This is a genomic window from Mycobacterium sp. (genome assembly GCF_036490025.1).
GTDB lineage: Bacteria > Actinomycetota > Actinomycetes > Mycobacteriales > Mycobacteriaceae > Mycobacterium.
Window position 1 is genome coordinate 1 of sequence record NZ_DASXEP010000194.1, and the last position, 17,698, is coordinate 17,698.

19 protein-coding genes and 1 rRNA gene are annotated in these 17,698 nt (G+C 66.1%); 17 read left to right on the forward strand and 3 right to left on the reverse strand.

The window, feature by feature from the left end; genetic code table 11:
• A 5S ribosomal RNA gene (gene rrf / locus VGG53_RS22640) occupies positions 1-90 on the forward strand; the annotation flags it as partial.
• Positions 91-164: 74 nt separating this feature from the next.
• Here rrf and VGG53_RS22645 read toward each other — a convergent pair.
• Entirely contained in the window at positions 165-812 is a 648-nt protein-coding gene (locus tag VGG53_RS22645) for a class I SAM-dependent methyltransferase (RefSeq protein WP_331520363.1), read from the reverse strand.
• Positions 813-863: 51 nt separating this feature from the next.
• On the opposite strand from VGG53_RS22645, the gene VGG53_RS22650 reads away from it, so the two are divergent.
• Entirely contained in the window at positions 864-1,652 is a 789-nt protein-coding gene (locus VGG53_RS22650) for a tetratricopeptide repeat protein (RefSeq protein WP_331520364.1), read from the forward strand.
• A gap of 1 nt (position 1,653) precedes the next feature.
• On the forward strand, positions 1,654-2,661 hold the full coding sequence (locus VGG53_RS22655; RefSeq protein ID WP_331520392.1) for an HAD-IIA family hydrolase: 1,008 nt from the start codon (positions 1,654-1,656) through the stop codon (positions 2,659-2,661).
• A 31-nt stretch (positions 2,662-2,692) separates the two neighbouring features.
• Here the strand turns inward: VGG53_RS22655 and VGG53_RS22660 are convergent, their stop codons facing one another.
• Positions 2,693-3,559: an aldo/keto reductase family oxidoreductase gene (locus VGG53_RS22660; protein ID WP_331520365.1), complete on the reverse strand. Its 867-nt coding sequence runs from the start codon at positions 3,557-3,559 to the stop codon at positions 2,693-2,695.
• A 135-nt stretch (positions 3,560-3,694) separates the two neighbouring features.
• On the opposite strand from VGG53_RS22660, the gene VGG53_RS22665 reads away from it, so the two are divergent.
• The 10 genes from VGG53_RS22665 (at position 3,695) to xerD (ending at position 13,560) form a co-directional block, all read left to right on the forward strand.
• A complete protein-coding gene (locus VGG53_RS22665; protein WP_331520366.1) occupies positions 3,695-4,132 on the forward strand; it encodes a helix-turn-helix domain-containing protein in 438 nt (145 codons plus the stop codon).
• A gap of 26 nt (positions 4,133-4,158) precedes the next feature.
• The gene (locus VGG53_RS22670; RefSeq protein WP_331520368.1) at positions 4,159-4,335 is read left to right on the forward strand and encodes a hypothetical protein; all 177 of its coding nucleotides are present in this window, start codon (positions 4,159-4,161) and stop codon (positions 4,333-4,335) included.
• 7 nt (positions 4,336-4,342) lie between these two features.
• Complete coding sequence (locus VGG53_RS22675) at positions 4,343-5,152, forward strand: TlyA family RNA methyltransferase (protein WP_331520369.1); 810 nt, start codon at positions 4,343-4,345, stop codon at positions 5,150-5,152.
• Positions 5,149-6,072, forward strand: coding sequence for an NAD kinase (locus VGG53_RS22680; protein WP_331520370.1), 924 nt, complete (start codon positions 5,149-5,151; stop codon positions 6,070-6,072). The genes VGG53_RS22675 and VGG53_RS22680 overlap by 4 nt, the downstream gene beginning before the upstream one ends.
• 13 nt (positions 6,073-6,085) lie before the next feature.
• Positions 6,086-7,852, forward strand: a complete 1,767-nt coding sequence (gene recN, locus VGG53_RS22685; RefSeq protein ID WP_331520372.1) for a DNA repair protein RecN — start codon at positions 6,086-6,088, stop codon at positions 7,850-7,852.
• Between the two features lie 106 nt (positions 7,853-7,958).
• Positions 7,959-9,152: a putative cytokinetic ring protein SteA gene (gene steA / locus VGG53_RS22690; protein WP_331520373.1), complete on the forward strand. Its 1,194-nt coding sequence runs from the start codon at positions 7,959-7,961 to the stop codon at positions 9,150-9,152.
• A gap of 12 nt (positions 9,153-9,164) precedes the next feature.
• Positions 9,165-10,115, forward strand: coding sequence for a copper transporter (locus VGG53_RS22695; RefSeq protein WP_331520374.1), 951 nt, complete (start codon positions 9,165-9,167; stop codon positions 10,113-10,115).
• A 136-nt stretch (positions 10,116-10,251) separates the two neighbouring features.
• Complete coding sequence (locus VGG53_RS22700; protein ID WP_331520375.1) at positions 10,252-12,000, forward strand: CTP synthase; 1,749 nt, start codon at positions 10,252-10,254, stop codon at positions 11,998-12,000.
• On the forward strand, positions 11,993-12,616 hold the full coding sequence (locus VGG53_RS22705) for an NUDIX hydrolase (protein WP_331520376.1): 624 nt from the start codon (positions 11,993-11,995) through the stop codon (positions 12,614-12,616). The genes VGG53_RS22700 and VGG53_RS22705 overlap by 8 nt, the downstream gene beginning before the upstream one ends.
• The gene (xerD, locus tag VGG53_RS22710; protein WP_331520393.1) at positions 12,613-13,560 is read left to right on the forward strand and encodes a site-specific tyrosine recombinase XerD; all 948 of its coding nucleotides are present in this window, start codon (positions 12,613-12,615) and stop codon (positions 13,558-13,560) included. The genes VGG53_RS22705 and xerD overlap by 4 nt, the downstream gene beginning before the upstream one ends.
• On the opposite strand, the gene VGG53_RS22715 is transcribed toward xerD, so the two are convergent.
• The gene (locus VGG53_RS22715) at positions 13,557-14,315 is read right to left on the reverse strand and encodes an O-methyltransferase (RefSeq protein ID WP_331520377.1); all 759 of its coding nucleotides are present in this window, start codon (positions 14,313-14,315) and stop codon (positions 13,557-13,559) included. The two genes, xerD and VGG53_RS22715, sit on opposite strands and share 4 nt — an antisense overlap.
• 177 nt (positions 14,316-14,492) lie before the next feature.
• Between VGG53_RS22715 and VGG53_RS22720 the strand changes: the two genes are divergently transcribed.
• The 4 genes from VGG53_RS22720 to VGG53_RS22735 are packed head-to-tail and all read left to right on the forward strand — an operon-like array spanning position 14,493 to position 17,678.
• A complete protein-coding gene (locus VGG53_RS22720; protein WP_331520378.1) occupies positions 14,493-15,356 on the forward strand; it encodes a ParA family protein in 864 nt (287 codons plus the stop codon).
• A complete protein-coding gene (locus tag VGG53_RS22725; RefSeq protein WP_331520379.1) occupies positions 15,353-16,165 on the forward strand; it encodes a segregation/condensation protein A in 813 nt (270 codons plus the stop codon). The genes VGG53_RS22720 and VGG53_RS22725 overlap by 4 nt, the downstream gene beginning before the upstream one ends.
• On the forward strand, positions 16,162-16,926 hold the full coding sequence (scpB, locus tag VGG53_RS22730) for an SMC-Scp complex subunit ScpB (RefSeq protein WP_331520380.1): 765 nt from the start codon (positions 16,162-16,164) through the stop codon (positions 16,924-16,926). Before VGG53_RS22725 ends, scpB begins: the two co-directional genes overlap by 4 nt.
• Complete coding sequence (locus VGG53_RS22735) at positions 16,926-17,678, forward strand: pseudouridine synthase (protein WP_331520394.1); 753 nt, start codon at positions 16,926-16,928, stop codon at positions 17,676-17,678. Before scpB ends, VGG53_RS22735 begins: the two co-directional genes overlap by 1 nt.
• Positions 17,679-17,698 lie beyond the last annotated feature (20 nt).

Consider the following 17,698-nt stretch of genomic DNA (forward strand, 5'->3'; position numbering starts at 1 on the left):
AACGCCCGGACCCATCCCGAACCCGGAAGCTAAGCCTGCCAGCGCCGATGATACTACCCACCCGGGTGGAAAAGTAGGACACCGCCGAACACACACACAAGCCCCGTGCCCCCCAAAACCCTTGGGGGGCACGGGCATTTCAACGCCAAATGCATTTTCGCACGCTAAGTCGGCTTCTCCCAGCGGAGCAAGTACCGCCAGAACACGAGTCGGCGAACCCGCACGCCCGGCAACACTGCGCCGGCTCGGTCGGCGACTTCCCGGATAGTCAGCTGCGGGTCCATCACGATGGGCATCGCTGCATGACTTGCGTCCTTGGCGAACCAGTCACCACGCCCCACCGACCGAGCTGTCACAAACACCGCGCCGAGCAGGCGATGTCCCAGTGCCGCAACAATTTCCGCGGAGAGCTCGTGACGCAGATCCTTGCGGGGCAAGGCAATGACGGCGAGCACACCTCCGGGGCGTAGCAGGTTCGCGAACCGCAGCAGTGCGGATTCCAGATTCATGTGATGCAGTGCGCAGATCGAGATGATTCCGTCATATCTCGCGTCGGGCAGCGGGTGCGTCATCACGTCGGCGAGGATCCAATTCACGTTGTCGGGGGAGCGTTGCCTGGCCATCTCGATCATCGCCGGCGAGCAGTCGATGGCGTCGACCTGTTCAACTCGTCCGGCCAGTCGCGCCGCGAATAACCCTGCGCCGCAACCGACATCCAGCACCCGATGGCACTGCGGCGGTAATTGGCCGAGCTGAGGACGGTGGTAAAAAGCGTTGTGATCCCAATGGGTAGCAAGTGCGACAACACACAACCAGTATTCTTTGTCGGGAGGAACTGACGTAGTTCGAGGTGAAGGGTACGAGTGGTCGACGACACGCACGGCGACGGGGCACGGCGACCGAGGCGAGCACCGCGCTCTCAGGCCCCCACTTCGGGTCCCGGTCGCGCTCGCAGAGCTCAGCCCCAACATGGCTCCGGCGATGAGGATCGCAGCGGGCCACCTATTCCACCCGACATCGAAGCAAAGCAACTGGCACCCGAAATTCGGCGCGAGCTCAGCACTTTGGACCGTGCCACCGCCGACGCGGTGGCCCGCCACTTGGTCGCCGCGGGGGATCTGATCGACGAAGACCCCGAGGCCGCGCTCAGCCACGCGCGCGCCGCGCGAGCCCGCTCCGGTCGCATCGCCGCGGTGCGGGAAGCGGTCGGAATCGCGGCCTACCAGTGCGGCGACTGGTCGCAGGCCATCGCAGAGCTACGAGCGGCGCGCAGGATGGGCAGCAAGTCTGCGCTACTTCCGCTGATCGCCGACTGCGAGCGCGGCCTCGGCCGGCCGGAACGGGCGCTGGAGCTGACGCGGGGACCCGAAGCGGCCAAGCTCAGCGGTGATGAAGCCGACGAGCTGCGCATCGTCGCCGCGGGAGCCCGAGCGGACCTCGGTCAGGTCGATCAAGCTCTTGTCGTCTTGTCCACCCCGCAACTGGACCCGACCCGGACGGGCGCGACCGCGGCCCGACTGTTCTATGCCTACGCGGAGACGCTGCTGGCGCTCGACCGCGGCGAGGAGGCATTGCGGTGGTTCTTGCACGCCGCCGCGGCTGACGTCGACGGCGTCACCGATGCCGAGGACAGGGTGAGCGAGCTTGGCTGACATGGGATCGCTTGCCCAGGAATATGATTGCCTGCTTCTCGACCTGGATGGCACCGTCTTCCGCGGCCACGAGCTGACCGAGGGCGCCGCCGAGTCATTGGACAAAGCACCGGGCCGAAAGCTGTTCGTCACCAACAATGCTTCGCGCAGCGCCGACGAGGTCGCCGGCCACCTGCGCGACCTTGGACTCACGGCAGCAACCGCCGACGACGTTGTCACCAGCGCGCAAAGCGCCGCCCATGTGCTGGCCGAGCAACTGGCGCCCAAGTCTCGCGTGCTGGTCGTCGGCACCGAGTCGCTCGCCGCCGAGGTCACAGCCGTCGGCCTGCGGCCGGTCCGACTCTATGACGACAAACCGGACGCTGTGGTCCAGGGACACTCCCCGGAAACCGGATGGGCCGATCTCGCCGAAGCGGCGCTGGCCATTCGCGCGGGAGCGCTGTGGGTCGCGGCCAACGTCGACGCCACCCTGCCAACCGAGCGCGGTCTGCTTCCCGGCAACGGCTCCATGGTCGCCGCACTGAAAGCGGCGACGGATGCCGAGCCGCAGGTCGCGGGTAAGCCTGCGCCGACGCTGATGCTAGATGCGTTGGCGCGCGGCGACTTTCAAACACCGCTCGTCGTCGGCGACCGGTTGAACACCGATATTGCCGGCGCCAACGCCGCCGGGCTGCCCAGCCTGATGGTGCTCAGCGGGGTCAACTCCGCGCGCGACGCGATCCACGCCGTGCGCGAACAACGCGCAACCTACATCGGTTACGACCTTCGTTCGCTGCACCAGGATGCGGAGGTGCTCGCGGTCGGCCCGCAACCGGCATGGCACGTCGATGCCGGGGATGCATCGGTAAGGGTCAGCACCGCAGGCGACGACGAGGAAGGCGATGGGCTCTCGGTCGTTCGCGCCGTCGCCGACGCCGTCTGGTCGAGTGGCCTGGACAGAAAAACCGTCACCATCGAGGCCGGCGACAACACCGCCCACGAGGCCCTGCAACGGTGGTCCCTGACCTAGATCCCCTGGCGACCGCGGGGCCGCGCGCCGGCTACTGGCCGATCTTGTCCAGTTCGGCGAGGTCCCCGTTGGAGAGTGAAAGTCCCGCGCCGGCAACGTTTTCCCGCAAGTGCGCCACCGACGAGGTGCCTGGAATCAGCAGGATGTTCGGCGACCGCTGCAGCAGCCAGGCTAGGGCCACCGACATCGGCGTCGCCTCCAATCGGGCGGCTACGGTCGAGAGCGCGGAGGACTGCAGCGGGCTGAAGCCGCCGAGCGGGAAAAAGGGCACGTAGGCGATCCCCGCTTCGGCGAGCATGTCGATCAGCTCGTCGTCTCGACGGTAGGCGAGGTTGTACATGTTCTGCACGCACACGATCGGCGCGATCGCCTGTGCCTCGCCCACCTGTTCGGCCGTCGCGTTGCTGACGCCGAGGTGCCGGATCAGGCCCTGCTGCCGGAGTTCGACGAGCGTCTCGAATGGCTCAGCGAGCGAACCGGGTTGGGGCCCCGCGGAGTTACCGAGCCGCAGGTTGACCACATCGAGCACCTCAAGGCCGAGGTCGTCCAGGTTCTGGCGGACGGAGCGACGCAGATCTTCGGGCTGTCGGGCCGGGGGCCAGCCGCCCTGCTGATCACGGGTCGCGCCGACTTTCGTCACGATATGCAGCGCTTGCGGGTATGGACGCAGCACTTCACGGATCAGCTGGTTGGTGACGCGCGGTCCGTAAGCGTCGGCGGTGTCGATGTGAGTGATGCCGAGGGCGACGACCTCGCGCAGGACCGCGAGTGCGCTGTCGCGGTCGGCAGGCGAACCCATAACCCTGGGGCCGGCGAGCTGCATAGCGCCGTAGCCCAACCGGGTAACGGTCAGGTCGCCCAGCGCCCACGTGCCGCCGGGAAGGGAAGCGGAGAACATACCCATACCTTGCCTTTCTTAGTGCGCTTTTCCGTGGGCCTAACAGCTCCTTGCATGACTATGGGTAAGTAACTTTCTGACGGGAAGTAGGCACTTCGAAGTGCGTAAGACACCCACGAAATAGAGGAGTGGTGAATGGCCACGATGACGGCGGCCCAGAAGCGGGCACAGACCAAGGCGGAATATGACGCTTTCCTGGCGGCATGCCCGAGCCACAAGCTGCTCGACCGTCTCTCCAATAAATGGGTCACGCTGATCCTGGCCGCGCTGGGCAGCGACGGCTCGCCTCGGCGAGGCGACACCTGCCCCGGTAAGTCCCGGCCAATGCGTTACTCGGAGCTGTCCCGCGTGCTGGCCGGCGTCAGCCAGAAGATGCTCACTCAGACGCTGCGCTCCTTGGAACGTGATGGTCTGGTCACCCGCACCGCGACGCCGACCGTGCCCGTCACGGTCCACTACGAGCTGACCGAGCTCGGTCGCTCACTGCACCATGTGGTGGGCGGTCTCAAGGCCTGGGCCGAGATGCACATGGACGATGTGCTCGCCAACCGCGCGACGTACGACACCCGCTGACCTAAATCCGATAGCGTAGAACAGCGATGACCACTGACCCAGAAGAAATCCGCGCACGGATCGACGCCGTGCTCGCCGAGCTGCCCGATCCCGCCAACCCCGAGAACATGCCCGCGGAAGCTGATCTGGAAGAGCTCGCGCGCCGGTTGTCTGAGGCGCACGACATGCTGGTGCAGGCTCTGGAGTCGGCGGAGAAGGGCTGAGTCCGCCGTGCCGCGGCGTACCCGTGTCGACGCCGAGCTGGTCCGCCGCGGGCTGGCTCGATCTCGCCAGCAGGCGGCGGAATTGATCGGCGCCGGCAAAGTCAGCATCGACGGGATGCCGGCGGCCAAGCCGGGAACTGCCGTCGCGCCCAGTGCCGCGCTGAGGGTCATCGACGAGTCGGAACGCGGCTGGGTATCGCGTGGCGCGCACAAACTCATCGGTGCGCTCGATACCTTCGGTCTCAGCGTGAAGGGCCGACGCTGTCTGGACGCGGGGGCCTCGACGGGCGGATTCACCGAGGTTTTGCTGGATCGTGGTGCCAGCGAAGTGGTCGCCGTCGACGTCGGCTACGGCCAACTGGCCTGGTCGCTACGGTCGGACCCGCGGGTAGTGGTCGTCGAGCGGACAAATGCGCGGGAGCTCACGCCGGAAGCCATCGGCGGTCCGGCCGAAGCCGTCGTCGCTGACCTGTCGTTCATCTCGCTGGCCACGGTGTTGCCCGCGCTGACTGGATGCGCGTCGCCAAACGCAGATATCGTTCCCATGGTGAAGCCGCAGTTCGAGGTCGGCAAAGGCCAGGTGGGAGCCGGCGGGGTCGTCCACAGTTCTGAGTTGCGGGCGAGCGCTGTGCTCGCCGTCGCGCGTCGCGCCGACGAACTGGGTTGGCACACCGTCGGCGTCACGCCGAGCCCGCTGCCCGGCCCGTCGGGCAACGTTGAATACTTCTTGTGGTTACGCGCTGAGACTGATCGGGGTTTGTCTGCTGATGAGCTGGAATTTGCGGTCCGTGGCGCGGTGGAGGCCGGTCCGAAATGACCTATGAGCGCACGGTATTGCTGGTGGTGCACACCGGACGCGAAGAAGCTTCCGAGACCGCGTGCCGGATAGAAAAAGTGTTGAACGACAACAACATCGGCCTTCGCGTTTTGTCAGCCGAGGCGGTCGACCGCGGTCCGCTGGGGCTGGTTCCGGACGATATGCGCGCGTTGGGCGTCAACATCGAGGTCGTCGACGCCGATCCCAGTGCGGCCGATGGATGCGAGCTGGTCATTGGTCTGGGCGGCGACGGCACATTTTTACGGGCCGCCGAACTCGCCCGCAACGCCGACACTCCGGTGCTGGGTATCAACCTGGGCCGGATCGGGTTCCTGGCCGAAGCCGAGACCGAGGCGATCGACAGTGTGCTCGAGCATGTCGTTGCGCGAAGCTACCGCCTCGAAGAGCGGTTGACCCTGGACATCGCGGTGCGGGTCAAGGGCGAGATCGCCTCGCGCGGATGGGCGCTCAACGAGGTGAGTCTGGAGAAGGGGCCCCGGCTGGGGGTGCTCGGCGTGGTCCTCGAAGTCGACGGCCGGCCGGTGTCGACGTTCGGCTGCGACGGGGTGTTGGTGTCGACACCCACCGGGTCAACGGCTTACGCATTCTCCGCGGGGGGACCCATCTTGTGGCCGGACCTGGAAGCGTTGTTGGTGGTGCCCAACAATGCTCACGCGCTGTTCGCGCGGCCGATGGTCACCAGCCCCGACGCGCACATCGCCATCGAAATCGAGGCCGACGGGCACGACGCCCTGGTGTTCTGCGACGGTCGCCGCGAGATACTGGTGCCGGCGGGTGCACGTTTGGAGGTGCGTCGCTGCGATGTATCGGTGAAGTGGGCGCGACTGGACAGCGCGCCGTTCACCGACCGGTTGGTGCGCAAATTCCGTCTGCCGGTCACCGGTTGGCGCGGACGGTGACGGTGCTGCTGCGGTGCTGACTGAAATTCGGATCGAATCGTTGGGCGCCATCAGCGTCGCGACAGCCGAATTCGACCGTGGCCTAACGGTTTTGACTGGAGAAACCGGTACCGGCAAGACCATGGTGGTTACCGGCCTGCACCTGCTCGGCGGGGCCCGCGCCGATGCCAACCGGGTGCGCTCGGGGGCCGAGCGAGCCGTCGTCGAAGGACGGTTCAGCACTGCCGATCTCAACGAGAAGACGGCGGCACAGCTCGATGAGATGCTGGATGCCTCCGGCGCCGAGCGTGACGAGGACGGCAGCATCATCGCGCTGCGCTCGGTCAGCCGCGAAGGCCCATCGCGGGCCTACCTCGGTGGGCGCAGCGTGCCCGCCAAGTCCCTGAGCGGCTTCACCAGCGAACTCCTGACTCTGCACGGACAGAACGACCAATTGCGGCTGATGCGACCCGATGAGCAACGCGGGGCGCTCGACCGGTTCGCGGCCGTCGACGCCCGGCTGGAGCGTTACCGCAAGCTGCGGGACGCGTGGCAGTCGGCGCGGCGTGACTTCGTCGACCGGAGCAACCGGGCCCGCGAATTGGCGCAAGAGTCAGACCGGCTCAAGTTCGCCCTACACGAGATCGACGCCATCGATCCCGCGCCCGGCGAGGACGATGCTCTGATTGCCGACATACGTCGGCTCTCAGAGCTGGACGCGCTGCGTGAGGCTGCGTCGGGGGCGCGTGTCGCGTTGTCTGGAGCGGGAGATGACGCCGAGCCGAATGGTCAGTCGGCGTCGGCGGCCGACAGCCTGGCCCGAGCCAAGACGGCGTTGGAATCGACCGACGATGCGATGCTGCGCGGACTGGCTACTCAGCTTGACGAAGCGCTGACGGTGGTCGGCGACGCCGCCCGTGAGCTCGGTGGCTACCTGGACGAACTACCCGCCGACGCCAGCACGTTGGACGGCAAGCTCGCCCGCCAGGCCGAGCTGCGCACGCTGACCCGTAAGTACGCCGCCGACATCGACGGGGTGCTGCAATGGGCCGGCGAGGCGCGAGACCGGTTGGCGCACTTGGATGTTTCCGAAGATGCACTTGCCGGTCTGCAACGTCGCGTCGACGAGCTGGCGATCCAACTTGCCAGTGCGGCAAGTGAACTCAGCAAGGCGCGCCGCCAAGCCGCCAAGCGACTGGCCAAAGAAATCACCGGTGAGCTGTCCGGTCTGGCGATGGCCGAGGCCGAATTCACCATCGAGGTGTCGACCATGCCGGCCGCCGTCGACGATCCCGCCGCGCTGATGCTTGCCTCCGGCAAGCAGGCCCATGCCGGTGGGGACGGTGTCGACCAGGTCGAGTTCGGCTTTGCCGCGCGTCGCGGTATGACGGTGCTGCCCCTGGCGAAGAGCGCGTCAGGCGGCGAACTGTCCCGGGTGATGCTGGCCTTGGAAGTGGTGCTGGCAGCGTCGTTGACCGGAACCACGATGGTGTTCGACGAGGTTGACGCCGGGGTTGGCGGCCGGGCGGCGGTGCAGATCGGTCGGCGACTGGCGCGGTTGGCCCGTAATCGTCAAGTCATCGTGGTGACGCATCTGCCGCAGGTCGCGGCCTACGCCGACATCCACCTCATGGTCGATAACAACGGGAAAAGCGGCGCCAGCGGAGTGCGGCGCCTGGGCGGCGACGACCGGGTTGCCGAACTGGCCAGAATGCTGGCCGGGCTGGGGGACTCGGACGCGGCGCGCGCCCATGCCCGCGAACTGCTCGAGGCCGCGGACCGTGACCGGATTGCGACCTGATAACCGCACCCCGGCTTGTGACAGATGTGACAATATATAACTTCTGAGGCTGCTGTTACGGCGCGCCTCCCCGCGCACGATTCAGTTCACCGACAGAATCGCCTCCATGAGCGTGACCACCACATTGTCCTCACTGTTATCCCGCAATACCTCGCGGCCGGGTGTCGTCGGCACCGCGCGGGTCGACCGCGACATCGAGCGGCTGCTGCGGCGAGTGTGCCCCGGTGACATCGCCGTCCTCGATGTGCTCGACTTGGACCGGATCACCGCCGACGCACTCGTCGACGCCGAGATCGCCGCCGTGGTCAACGCGTCCCCCTCGGTGTCGGGCCGCTACCCCAACCTGGGGCCAGAGGTGCTGCTGGCCAACGGCGTCACCCTCATCGACGAGACCGGCACCGACGTTTTCAAGAAAGTCAAAGACGGTGCGAAAGTACGGCTGCACAACGGCGGCGTGTACGCCGGGGACCGTCGGCTGATCCTCGGCACCGAGCGCACCGACGAAGAAATCGCCGACCTGATGCAGGAGGCCAAGAGCGGGCTGGTCTCCCACCTGGAAGCGTTCGCCGGCAACACCATTGAGTTCATCCGGAGCGAGAGCCCGCTGCTGATCGACGGGATCGGCATTCCCGACGTCGACATCGAGCTGCGCCGCCGCCACGTCGTCGTGGTCGCCGACGAGGAAGACGCCGCCGACGACCTCAAGCGACTCAAGCCCTTCATCAAGGAGTATCAGCCCGTCCTGATCGGGGTCGGTACCGGCGCAGATGTGTTGCACAAAGCCGGATACCGTCCGCAGCTCATCGTCGGCGACCCCAGCAACCTGAGCACCGCAGTGCTCAAGAGCGGCGCTCAGGTGGTGCTGCCCGCCGACGCCGACGGCCACGCGCCGGGTCTGGAACGCATCCAGGACCTCGGTGTCGGGGCGATGACCTTCCCCGCCGCGGGTTCGCCGGCTGACCTGGCGCTGCTATTGGCCGACCACCACGGCGCCGCGCTGCTGGTGACCGCCGGCCACCGGGCCAACATCGAGACGTTCTTCGACCGAACGCGTCAGCACAGCAACCCCTCGACCTTCCTCACCAGGTTGCGTGTGGGAGAGAAGGTCGTGGACGCGAAAGCCGTTGCCACGCTGTACCACAACCGGATCTCAGGTGGCGCGATCGCGTTGCTGATCTTGACGATGCTGATCTCGGTCATCGCCGCACTGTGGGTGTCGCGCACCGACACTGTGGTGCTGCACTGGATCGGCGAGTACTGGAACCACTTCCTGCTCTGGCTGCATCGCTGGATCCATTAGGACGGTTGCGACGTGATATCTCTACGCCAGCACGCGATTTCGCTGGCTGCGGTGTTCCTGGCACTGGCAGTCGGAGTCGTGCTGGGCTCGGGCTTCCTGTCCAACACGATGCTGTCCGGATTGCGGGACGAGACAAATAATCTGCATAGCCAGATCAACGGACTCAACGACCAGAAGAACGTGCTGAACGCAAAGCTTAGCTCCGCCAACGCTTTCGACGCTCAGATGGCCGGTCGGATGGTCCATGACGCGCTCAACGGCAAGTCGATGGTGATTTTCCGCGCCCCGGACGCCAAGGACCAGGATGTTGAGGCGGTGTCCAAGATCGTCGGCCAGGCCGGGGGATCGGTCACCGGCACGGTGTCGTTGACACAGGAGTTCGTGGATGCCAACTCTGCGGAGAAGCTGCGCACGGTGGTCAACTCGTCGGTTCTGCCCGCCGGCGCCCAGCTGAGCACCACGTTGGTCGACCAAGGTTCCCAGGCCGGCGACCTGTTGGGTATCGCCCTGCTGATCAACCGGGATCCCGCGGTCCCGCCGGTTGACGACGCGCAGCGCGACACCGTGCTGGCGGCGCTGCGTGACACCGGCTTCATATCCTTTAGGGGCGACGGGAACCAGCACGTCGGCGCGGCGAATGCCGCAGCGGTCATCACCGGCGGTGCGCTTGGAAACGACGCCGGCAACCAAGGCGTCAGCGTCGCCCGATTGGCGGCTGCGCTCGCCCCGCACGGGTCGGGGGTGGTGCTGGCCGGGTGCGATGGAGCGGCGGACGGGCCCGCTGCGGTCGCAGTGGCCCGCGCAGATGCCACAGTGACCCCGGTGATCAGCACCGTCGACGATGTCGACGCCGAAGCCGGTCGAGTCACCGTGGTGCTGGGTACGGCCGACTTGATCAACGGCGGTCGGACCGGGCAATACGGCACCGGACACCGCAATACCGGGCTCACCGTCGAACAGTAGGCACGTCACCGGGCGTGTTAGCGACGAGGTGGCCAAGTGTTTGTTAGGGTAGGTTTCCGTGGGTAGGCAGGCCCAAAGCTGGAAAACAGCCCTCACCTGAGGCTAGCCCTGCGCCGTCTTCACGGAGGTCGCGACATTGCGAAAACATCCGCAGACCGCGACCAAGCATCTCTTCGTCAGCGGCGGGGTCGTCTCCTCGCTCGGTAAGGGATTGACCGCGAGCAGCCTGGGGCAGTTGCTGACCGCACGTGGACTACAGGTGACGATGCAGAAGCTCGATCCCTACCTCAACGTCGATCCGGGCACCATGAACCCGTTCCAGCACGGCGAGGTGTTCGTCACCGAGGACGGCGCCGAGACCGACCTCGATGTCGGTCACTACGAGCGCTTCCTGGACCGCGATCTGTCCGGCTCGGCGAATGTCACTACCGGGCAGGTGTATTCGACTGTCATCGCCAAGGAACGCCGCGGCGAATACCTCGGCGATACCGTCCAGGTGATCCCGCATATCACCGACGAGATCAAAACCCGCATCCTGGAGATGGCCAAGCCGGACGACGACGGCAACCGGCCGGACGTGGTCATCACCGAAATCGGCGGCACCGTCGGCGATATCGAGTCGCAGCCTTTCCTCGAGGCGGCTCGACAGGTGCGTCACGATCTCGGCCGCGAGAACGTGTTCTTCCTGCACGTGTCGCTGGTCCCGTACCTGGCCCCGTCCGGAGAGTTGAAGACCAAGCCCACCCAGCACTCGGTGAACGCGCTGCGCAGCATCGGTATCAGCCCGGACGCCTTGATCCTGCGCTGCGACCGCGATGTTCCCGAGCCGCTGAAGAACAAGATCGCGCTGATGTGCGACGTCGACATCGACGGTGTCATCTCGACACCCGATGCGCCGTCGATCTACGACATTCCGAAGGTGCTGCACCGCGAGGAACTGGACGCCTACGTGGTGCGCCGGCTCAATCTGCCGTTCCGTGACGTCGACTGGACCGAATGGGACGATCTGCTGAGCCGGGTGCACGAGCCACAGGAGACCGTGCGAATCGCGTTGGTGGGCAAGTACATCGACCTCTCCGACGCCTATCTTTCGGTCAGTGAGGCACTGCGGGCCGCCGGATTCAAGCACCGGGCAAAGGTGGAAATTCGCTGGGTGGGCTCCGATGACTGCGAAACGCCGAGTGGAGCGGCGTCAGTGCTCGAGGATGTGCACGGTGTGCTGATCCCCGGCGGGTTCGGCATCCGGGGAATCGAAGGCAAGATCGGCGCAATTTCCCACGCACGATCCCGCGGGCTGCCCGTGTTGGGTCTGTGTCTTGGCCTGCAGTGCATCGTAATCGAAGCGGCCCGGTCGGTCGGTTTGACGCACGCCAACTCAGCCGAATTCGAGCCTTCCACCCCCGATCCGGTCATCTCCACCATGGCCGATCAGGAAGAGATCGTCGCCGGCGAAGCCGACCTCGGCGGTACCATGCGGTTGGGCGCCTACCCGGCAGTACTCGAGCCGGGTTCCATTGTCGCCCAGGCGTATCAGGCGACCGAGGTGTCGGAGCGTCATCGGCACCGGTATGAGGTCAACAATGCCTACCGCGATCGCATTGCCGAGAGCGGCCTGAGGTTCTCCGGAACATCTCCCGACGGGCACCTGGTCGAGTTTGTCGAGTACCCACCGGAGTTGCACTCCTTCGTCGTCGGCACTCAGGCACATCCCGAGCTCAAGAGCCGGCCGACCCGTCCGCACCCGCTCTTTTCCGGCTTCATCGGCGCGGCAATCGACTACAAAGCGGCCGAACGGTTGCCGGTGGAGATTCCCGAGCGGCGGGACAACGGCAGCGACCAACACGACGGCGTCCAGCCGTCGCTGTCTGAGTCTGCCCGTGGCTGAGCACGTCTTCGAGACGACCTCGTCCGAAATCCTGTACAGCGGAAAGATTTTCGCGTTGCGCAGAGACCACGTCCGGATGCCTGGCGGCAAGGATGTAGCGCGGGAAGTCGTCGAACACTTCGGTGCGGTGGCCATCGTTGCGATAGACGACCTCGGCCGATTGCCGATGGTCTATCAGTACCGCCACCCCTTCGGCCGGCGACTGTGGGAGTTGCCCGCCGGTCTGCTCGACATCGACGGCGAGGCACCGCATCTGAGCGCCGCACGCGAGCTTCGCGAGGAGGTGGGCCTGCAGGCAGAGACCTGGCAGGTGTTGGTCGATCTGGATTCCACGCCCGGCTTCAGCGACGAGTCGGTTCGGGTCTTCCTGGCCACCGGCTTGACCGATGTCGGCCGTCCCGAGGCGCACGACGAGGAAGCCGACATGACCGTGCAGTGGTATCCGATCTTCGAGGCCGTGCAGCGGATTTTTCGCGGCGAGATCGTCAATTCTCTTGCGGTTGCCGGCATTTTAGCGGCCTACGCGGTCAGCGAGGGTGCCGCCGAACCGCGGCCGGTGGACGCGCTGTGGACCGACCGGCCGACGGCGTTCAGCAAACGAAAGGCCACCGGGTGACGACGCTGGCGCCGCCGCTGGAGGGCCAGCTGCAGGGATACCTCGATCACCTGGCGATCGAGCGAGGGGTCGCGGCCAACACGCTGAGTTCCTATCGCCGCGACTTGCGCCGCTACTTCGAGCATCTCACCGTGCGCGGGGTCGACGACTTGGCCAAAGTCAGCGAGGACGACGTCAGCGAATTCCTGATGGCGTTGCGGCGCGGGGATCCGGATTCCGGCGTCTTGCCGCTGTCGGCGGTCTCCGCGGCGCGGACCCTCATTGCGGTGCGTGGTCTACATCGGTTCGCCGCGGCCGAGGGCCTGGCCGAATTCGACGTCGCCCAGGCCGTCAAGCCGCCGACACCGGGCCGCCGGCTGCCCAAGAGCCTGAACCTCGACCAAGTACTCGCACTGCTGGCCGGCGCCGGCGGCGACAGCCCATCCGACGGCCCGTTGACGTTACGCAACCGCGCGCTGCTCGAACTGCTGTACTCCACCGGCGCGCGCATCTCGGAAGCGGTCGGACTCGACGTCGACGACATCGACACGCACGCCCGGTCGGTCCTGCTGCGCGGGAAAGGTGGCAAGCAGCGCCTGGTTCCGATAGGACGGCCCGCCGTACAGGCATTGGAGGCCTACCTGGTGCGCGGGCGGTCCGAGTTGGCGCGTCGCGGCCGCGGGACGCCGGCCATCTTCCTCAATGCCCGCGGCGGCCGGCTGTCCCGCCAGAGCGCGTGGCAGGTCCTGCAGGACGCCGCCGAGCGAGCAGGTATCACCGCGGGCGTGTCACCGCACACGTTGCGGCATTCCTTCGCGACCCACCTGTTGGAGGGCGGCGCCGACGTCCGCGTCGTACAGGAGTTGTTGGGACACGCTTCGGTGACCACCACGCAGATCTACACGATGGTCACGGTGCACGCGCTGCGCGAGGTCTGGGCCGAGGCTCACCCGCGAGCGCATTAGCCGCCCAGGTACTCCGACTCGAGGACCAGATCCGAGATCAAGGTCTGGTATTCCAAGTGCGCCTTGTGCTCGACCGTTTCCCACAGCGTGCCCTGTTGCTGTCGCATGTATTCGCGGTATTTCGGGGCACCTGGCACCTTGATGTTGTCGGCCACCACGATCGAGCCCTTATGCAGCCATCCCCGGTCGAGGATGCTTTGCAGGTCCCGCAGATAGGCGGCCTTGTCGTGGTCCAGAAATACGAAATCCAGTGCGCCAGAGCCGAACCCGTGTTCGGCGGCCAACGCATCCAGCGTATGCCCGCCGTCGCCGATGGTGCCGACCACGCAGGTGATCCGATCCGCCATCCCCGCATGCGCCCAGATCTGACGTGCGTTGGCGGCATTGGGCTCGGCAAGCTCAACGGAATACACCTGCGCTGCCGGCGCCGACCGGGCGATGCGCAGCGCCCCGTAACCGCAGTAGGTGCCCAACTCGAGCGCCAGCGTCGGGTCGGCCCGCCGGACCGCAGCGTCCAGCAGCACGCCCTTCTCGTCGCCGACGTTCATCAGGATCGACTTCTCGTAGCCGAACCGGTCGATGGTGGCCAACACGTCGTCGATGTCTCCCGCTCGAGCGTGGGTCAGCACATAGTCGACAACGGCGGCTTCGCGCCCGTCGCCCATCTGGCCCGTCGTGGTGAGATTGCGGACGCCGGTCGTCGCCATCCGCCAGAACGACCACCGCAACAGGGGAATGCGCTGCTTCAGGCTCATGGACGCCACCCTAGCCCGCTTGGCGTTCAAACCGGGCCGCCCCCCAAATTCGCTGGTGACGTTGTTGCGGGTCTCAAGGCAGGAGCGCGTATACCGGTTAGACTCTGCTGCGATGTCCGCCATTTCCCGACCGCCGCGCACACCGAGGCGATCCACGTTGCCGAGCCGCAGCCGGGTATGAACGACGACGCCGACAGCGGCACCGAAGTCGGCCTGACCGGGCGCCCACCACGGGTGATCCCCGAACCCAAGCCGCGCACCTCACACGGACCGGCCAAGGTCGTGGCGATGTGCAACCAGAAAGGTGGCGTGGGCAAGACCACCTCGACGATCAACCTGGGCGCCGCACTGGCCGAATACGGCCGCCGGGTGTTGCTGGTGGATCTTGATCCGCAGGGCGCGCTGTCCGCCGGACTGGGTGTGCCGCACTACGAGCTCGATCACACGATCCACAACTTGCTGATCGAGCCGCGGGTGTCGCTCGACAACGTGCTGATGCACACCCGCGTCAAGCATCTGGATCTGGTGCCGAGCAATATCGATCTGTCAGCCGCGGAGATCCAGCTCGTCAACGAGGTGGGCCGCGAGCAGACGCTGTCCCGCGCGCTGCACCCGGTGCTGGACCGCTACGACTATGTGCTGATCGACTGCCAGCCGTCGCTGGGCTTGCTGACCGTCAACGGTCTGGCCTGCTCGGACGGCGTCATCATCCCAACCGAGTGCGAATTCTTCTCGCTGCGCGGTCTGGCGTTGCTGACCGATACCGTCGAGAAGGTACGCGACCGGCTCAACCCGAAGTTGGACATCAGCGGCATCTTGATCACCCGCTACGACCCGCGAACCGTGAACTCCCGTGAGGTGATGGCCCGGGTAGTGCAGCGCTTCGGCGATCTGGTGTTCGACACCGTCATCACCCGCACTGTCCGCTTCCCGGAGACCAGCGTTGCCGGCGAACCGATCACCACGTGGGCCCCGAAATCGGGCGGCGCGTCCGCCTACCGCTCGTTGGCCCGCGAGGTGATCGACCGGTTCGGCGCGTGACCGGCGGAGCGACCTGCGAGGCATCACCCCAGAACGGCTTCCAGGTCAAGCTGACCAATTTCGAGGGGCCATTCGACCTCCTGCTGCAGCTGATATTCGCCCACCGCCTCGATGTGACCGAGGTGGCGCTGCACCAGGTCACCGATGACTTCATCGCCTACACCCGGGCAATCGGCGCCGCGATGGGGCTTGAGGAGACCACCACATTCCTCGTTGTCGCCGCGACGCTGCTCGATTTGAAGGCGGCCCGGCTGCTGCCGTCCGGCCGGGTTGACGACGAAGAGGATCTGGCGCTGCTGGAAGTGCGCGACCTGCTGTTCGCCCGACTGCTGCAGTACCGGGCGTTCAAGCACGTCGCGGAGATGTTCGCCGAGCTGGAGGCCGCCGCGCTGCGCAGCTATCCCCGCGCGGTGTCGCTGGAGGACCGGTACGAAGACCTGCTGCCCGAGGTGATGCTGGGCGTCGACGCCGAGCGGTTCGCCGAGATCGCCGCGACCGCCTTCACTCCGCGGCCGGTGCCGACGGTGGCCACCGAACACCTGCACGAGGTGATGGTGTCGGTGCCCGAACAGGCCAAACAGCTGCTGTCGCTGCTGGAAACGCGGGGGATCGGCCAGTGGGCAACGTTCTCTGACCTGGTGAGCGACTGTCGGGCACCGATCGAGATCGTCGGGCGCTTCCTGGCTCTACTCGAGCTGTATCGGTCCCGGACGGTAGCATTCGATCAGTCAGAACCGCTTGGTGTGCTCCAGGTTTCGTGGACCGGAGAACAGCCGGCCAGCGAAGAATTGCGGGACCAATACTCATGACTGACCAGCCACCCGACGCGGAGCTGGACCTTGACGTGCCCGACACGAACCTGGGCATCCGCGCCGGCGACGATGCAGAGCGGAGCGATGAGGAGTGGCGCACGATCGACGTCGCGACAGCGCCGGAGCTCGACGACGCCGAGCTGGGTGCGGTGCTCGAGGCGCTGCTGCTGGTGGTCGACACCCCGGTGACCGTCGAAGCGCTGGCCGCGGCCACCGAGCAACCGGCCTATCGAGTGGCTGCCAAGCTTGGCGTGATGGCTGAAGAGTTCACCCACCGAGACAGCGGCATCGATCTGCGCGAGGCCGGCGGGGGATGGCGGATGTACACCCGCGCCCGGTTCGCGCCCTACGTTGAGCGATTGCTGCTGGACGGATCGCGCTCGAAGCTCACCCGCGCGGCTCTGGAGACGCTGGCGGTGGTCGCCTACCGGCAACCGGTGACACGAGCGCGGGTGAGCGCGGTGCGCGGTGTCAACGTCGACGCTGTGATGCGCACGCTGCTGGCGCGTGGGCTGATCACCGAAGCCGGCACGGACGCCGACACCGGCGCGGTGACTTTCGCAACCACTGAGCTGTTCTTGGAGCGCCTCGGGCTGTCCTCGTTGACGGACCTTCCCGATATCGCACCGCTGCTTCCCGATGTCGACATGATCGACGATCTGAGCGAATCCCTGGACACTGAGCCACGTTTCGTCAAGCTTGCCGGCGGTTCGGCTTCTGACGATCAGCCGTTGTCCTTCGACGTGGACCACGAGTGATGGTCACGGCCGGCGAGCCCAGCGGGGTTCGCCTACAAAAAGTGCTGTCGCAAGCCGGAATTGCGTCCCGGCGGGTTGCCGAGAGGATGATCATCGACGGCCGCGTGGAGGTCGACGGGCAGTTGGTGACCGAGCTGGGCACCAGGGTCGACCCGGATGCATCGGTGATCCGCGTCGACGGGGCGCGGGTGGTCCTGGATGACTCGCTGGTGTATCTGGCGCTGAACAAGCCGCAGGGCATGCACTCGACAATGTCTGACGATCGGGGCCGACCGTGCATCGGTGACTTGGTCGAACACCGGGTTCGAGGCAACAAGAAGCTTTTTCACGTGGGACGACTCGACGCGGATACCGAGGGCCTGATCTTGCTGACCAACGATGGCGAACTCGCGCATCGGCTGATGCACCCCTCCTATGAAGTGCCCAAGACATATTTGGCGACCGTGAACGGGTCGGTTCCGCGCGGCTTCGGCAAGAAGTTGCGGGCCGGAATCGAGTTGGACGACGGTCCGGTTGCGGTTGACGACTTCGCGGTAGTGGACGCCATTCCGGGTAAGACGCTGGTTCGGGTCACGTTGCACGAGGGACGCAAACGCATTGTGCGACGGATGCTGGCTGAGGCTGGATTTCCGGTGCAGACATTGGTCCGCACCGACATCGGTGCTGTGTCACTGGGCGAGCAGCGTCCGGGCAGCATTCGGGCGTTGCGCCGCAACGAAATCGGCGAGCTCTACAAAGCGGTAGGGCTGTGAGCGGAACGAGCGGAACGAAC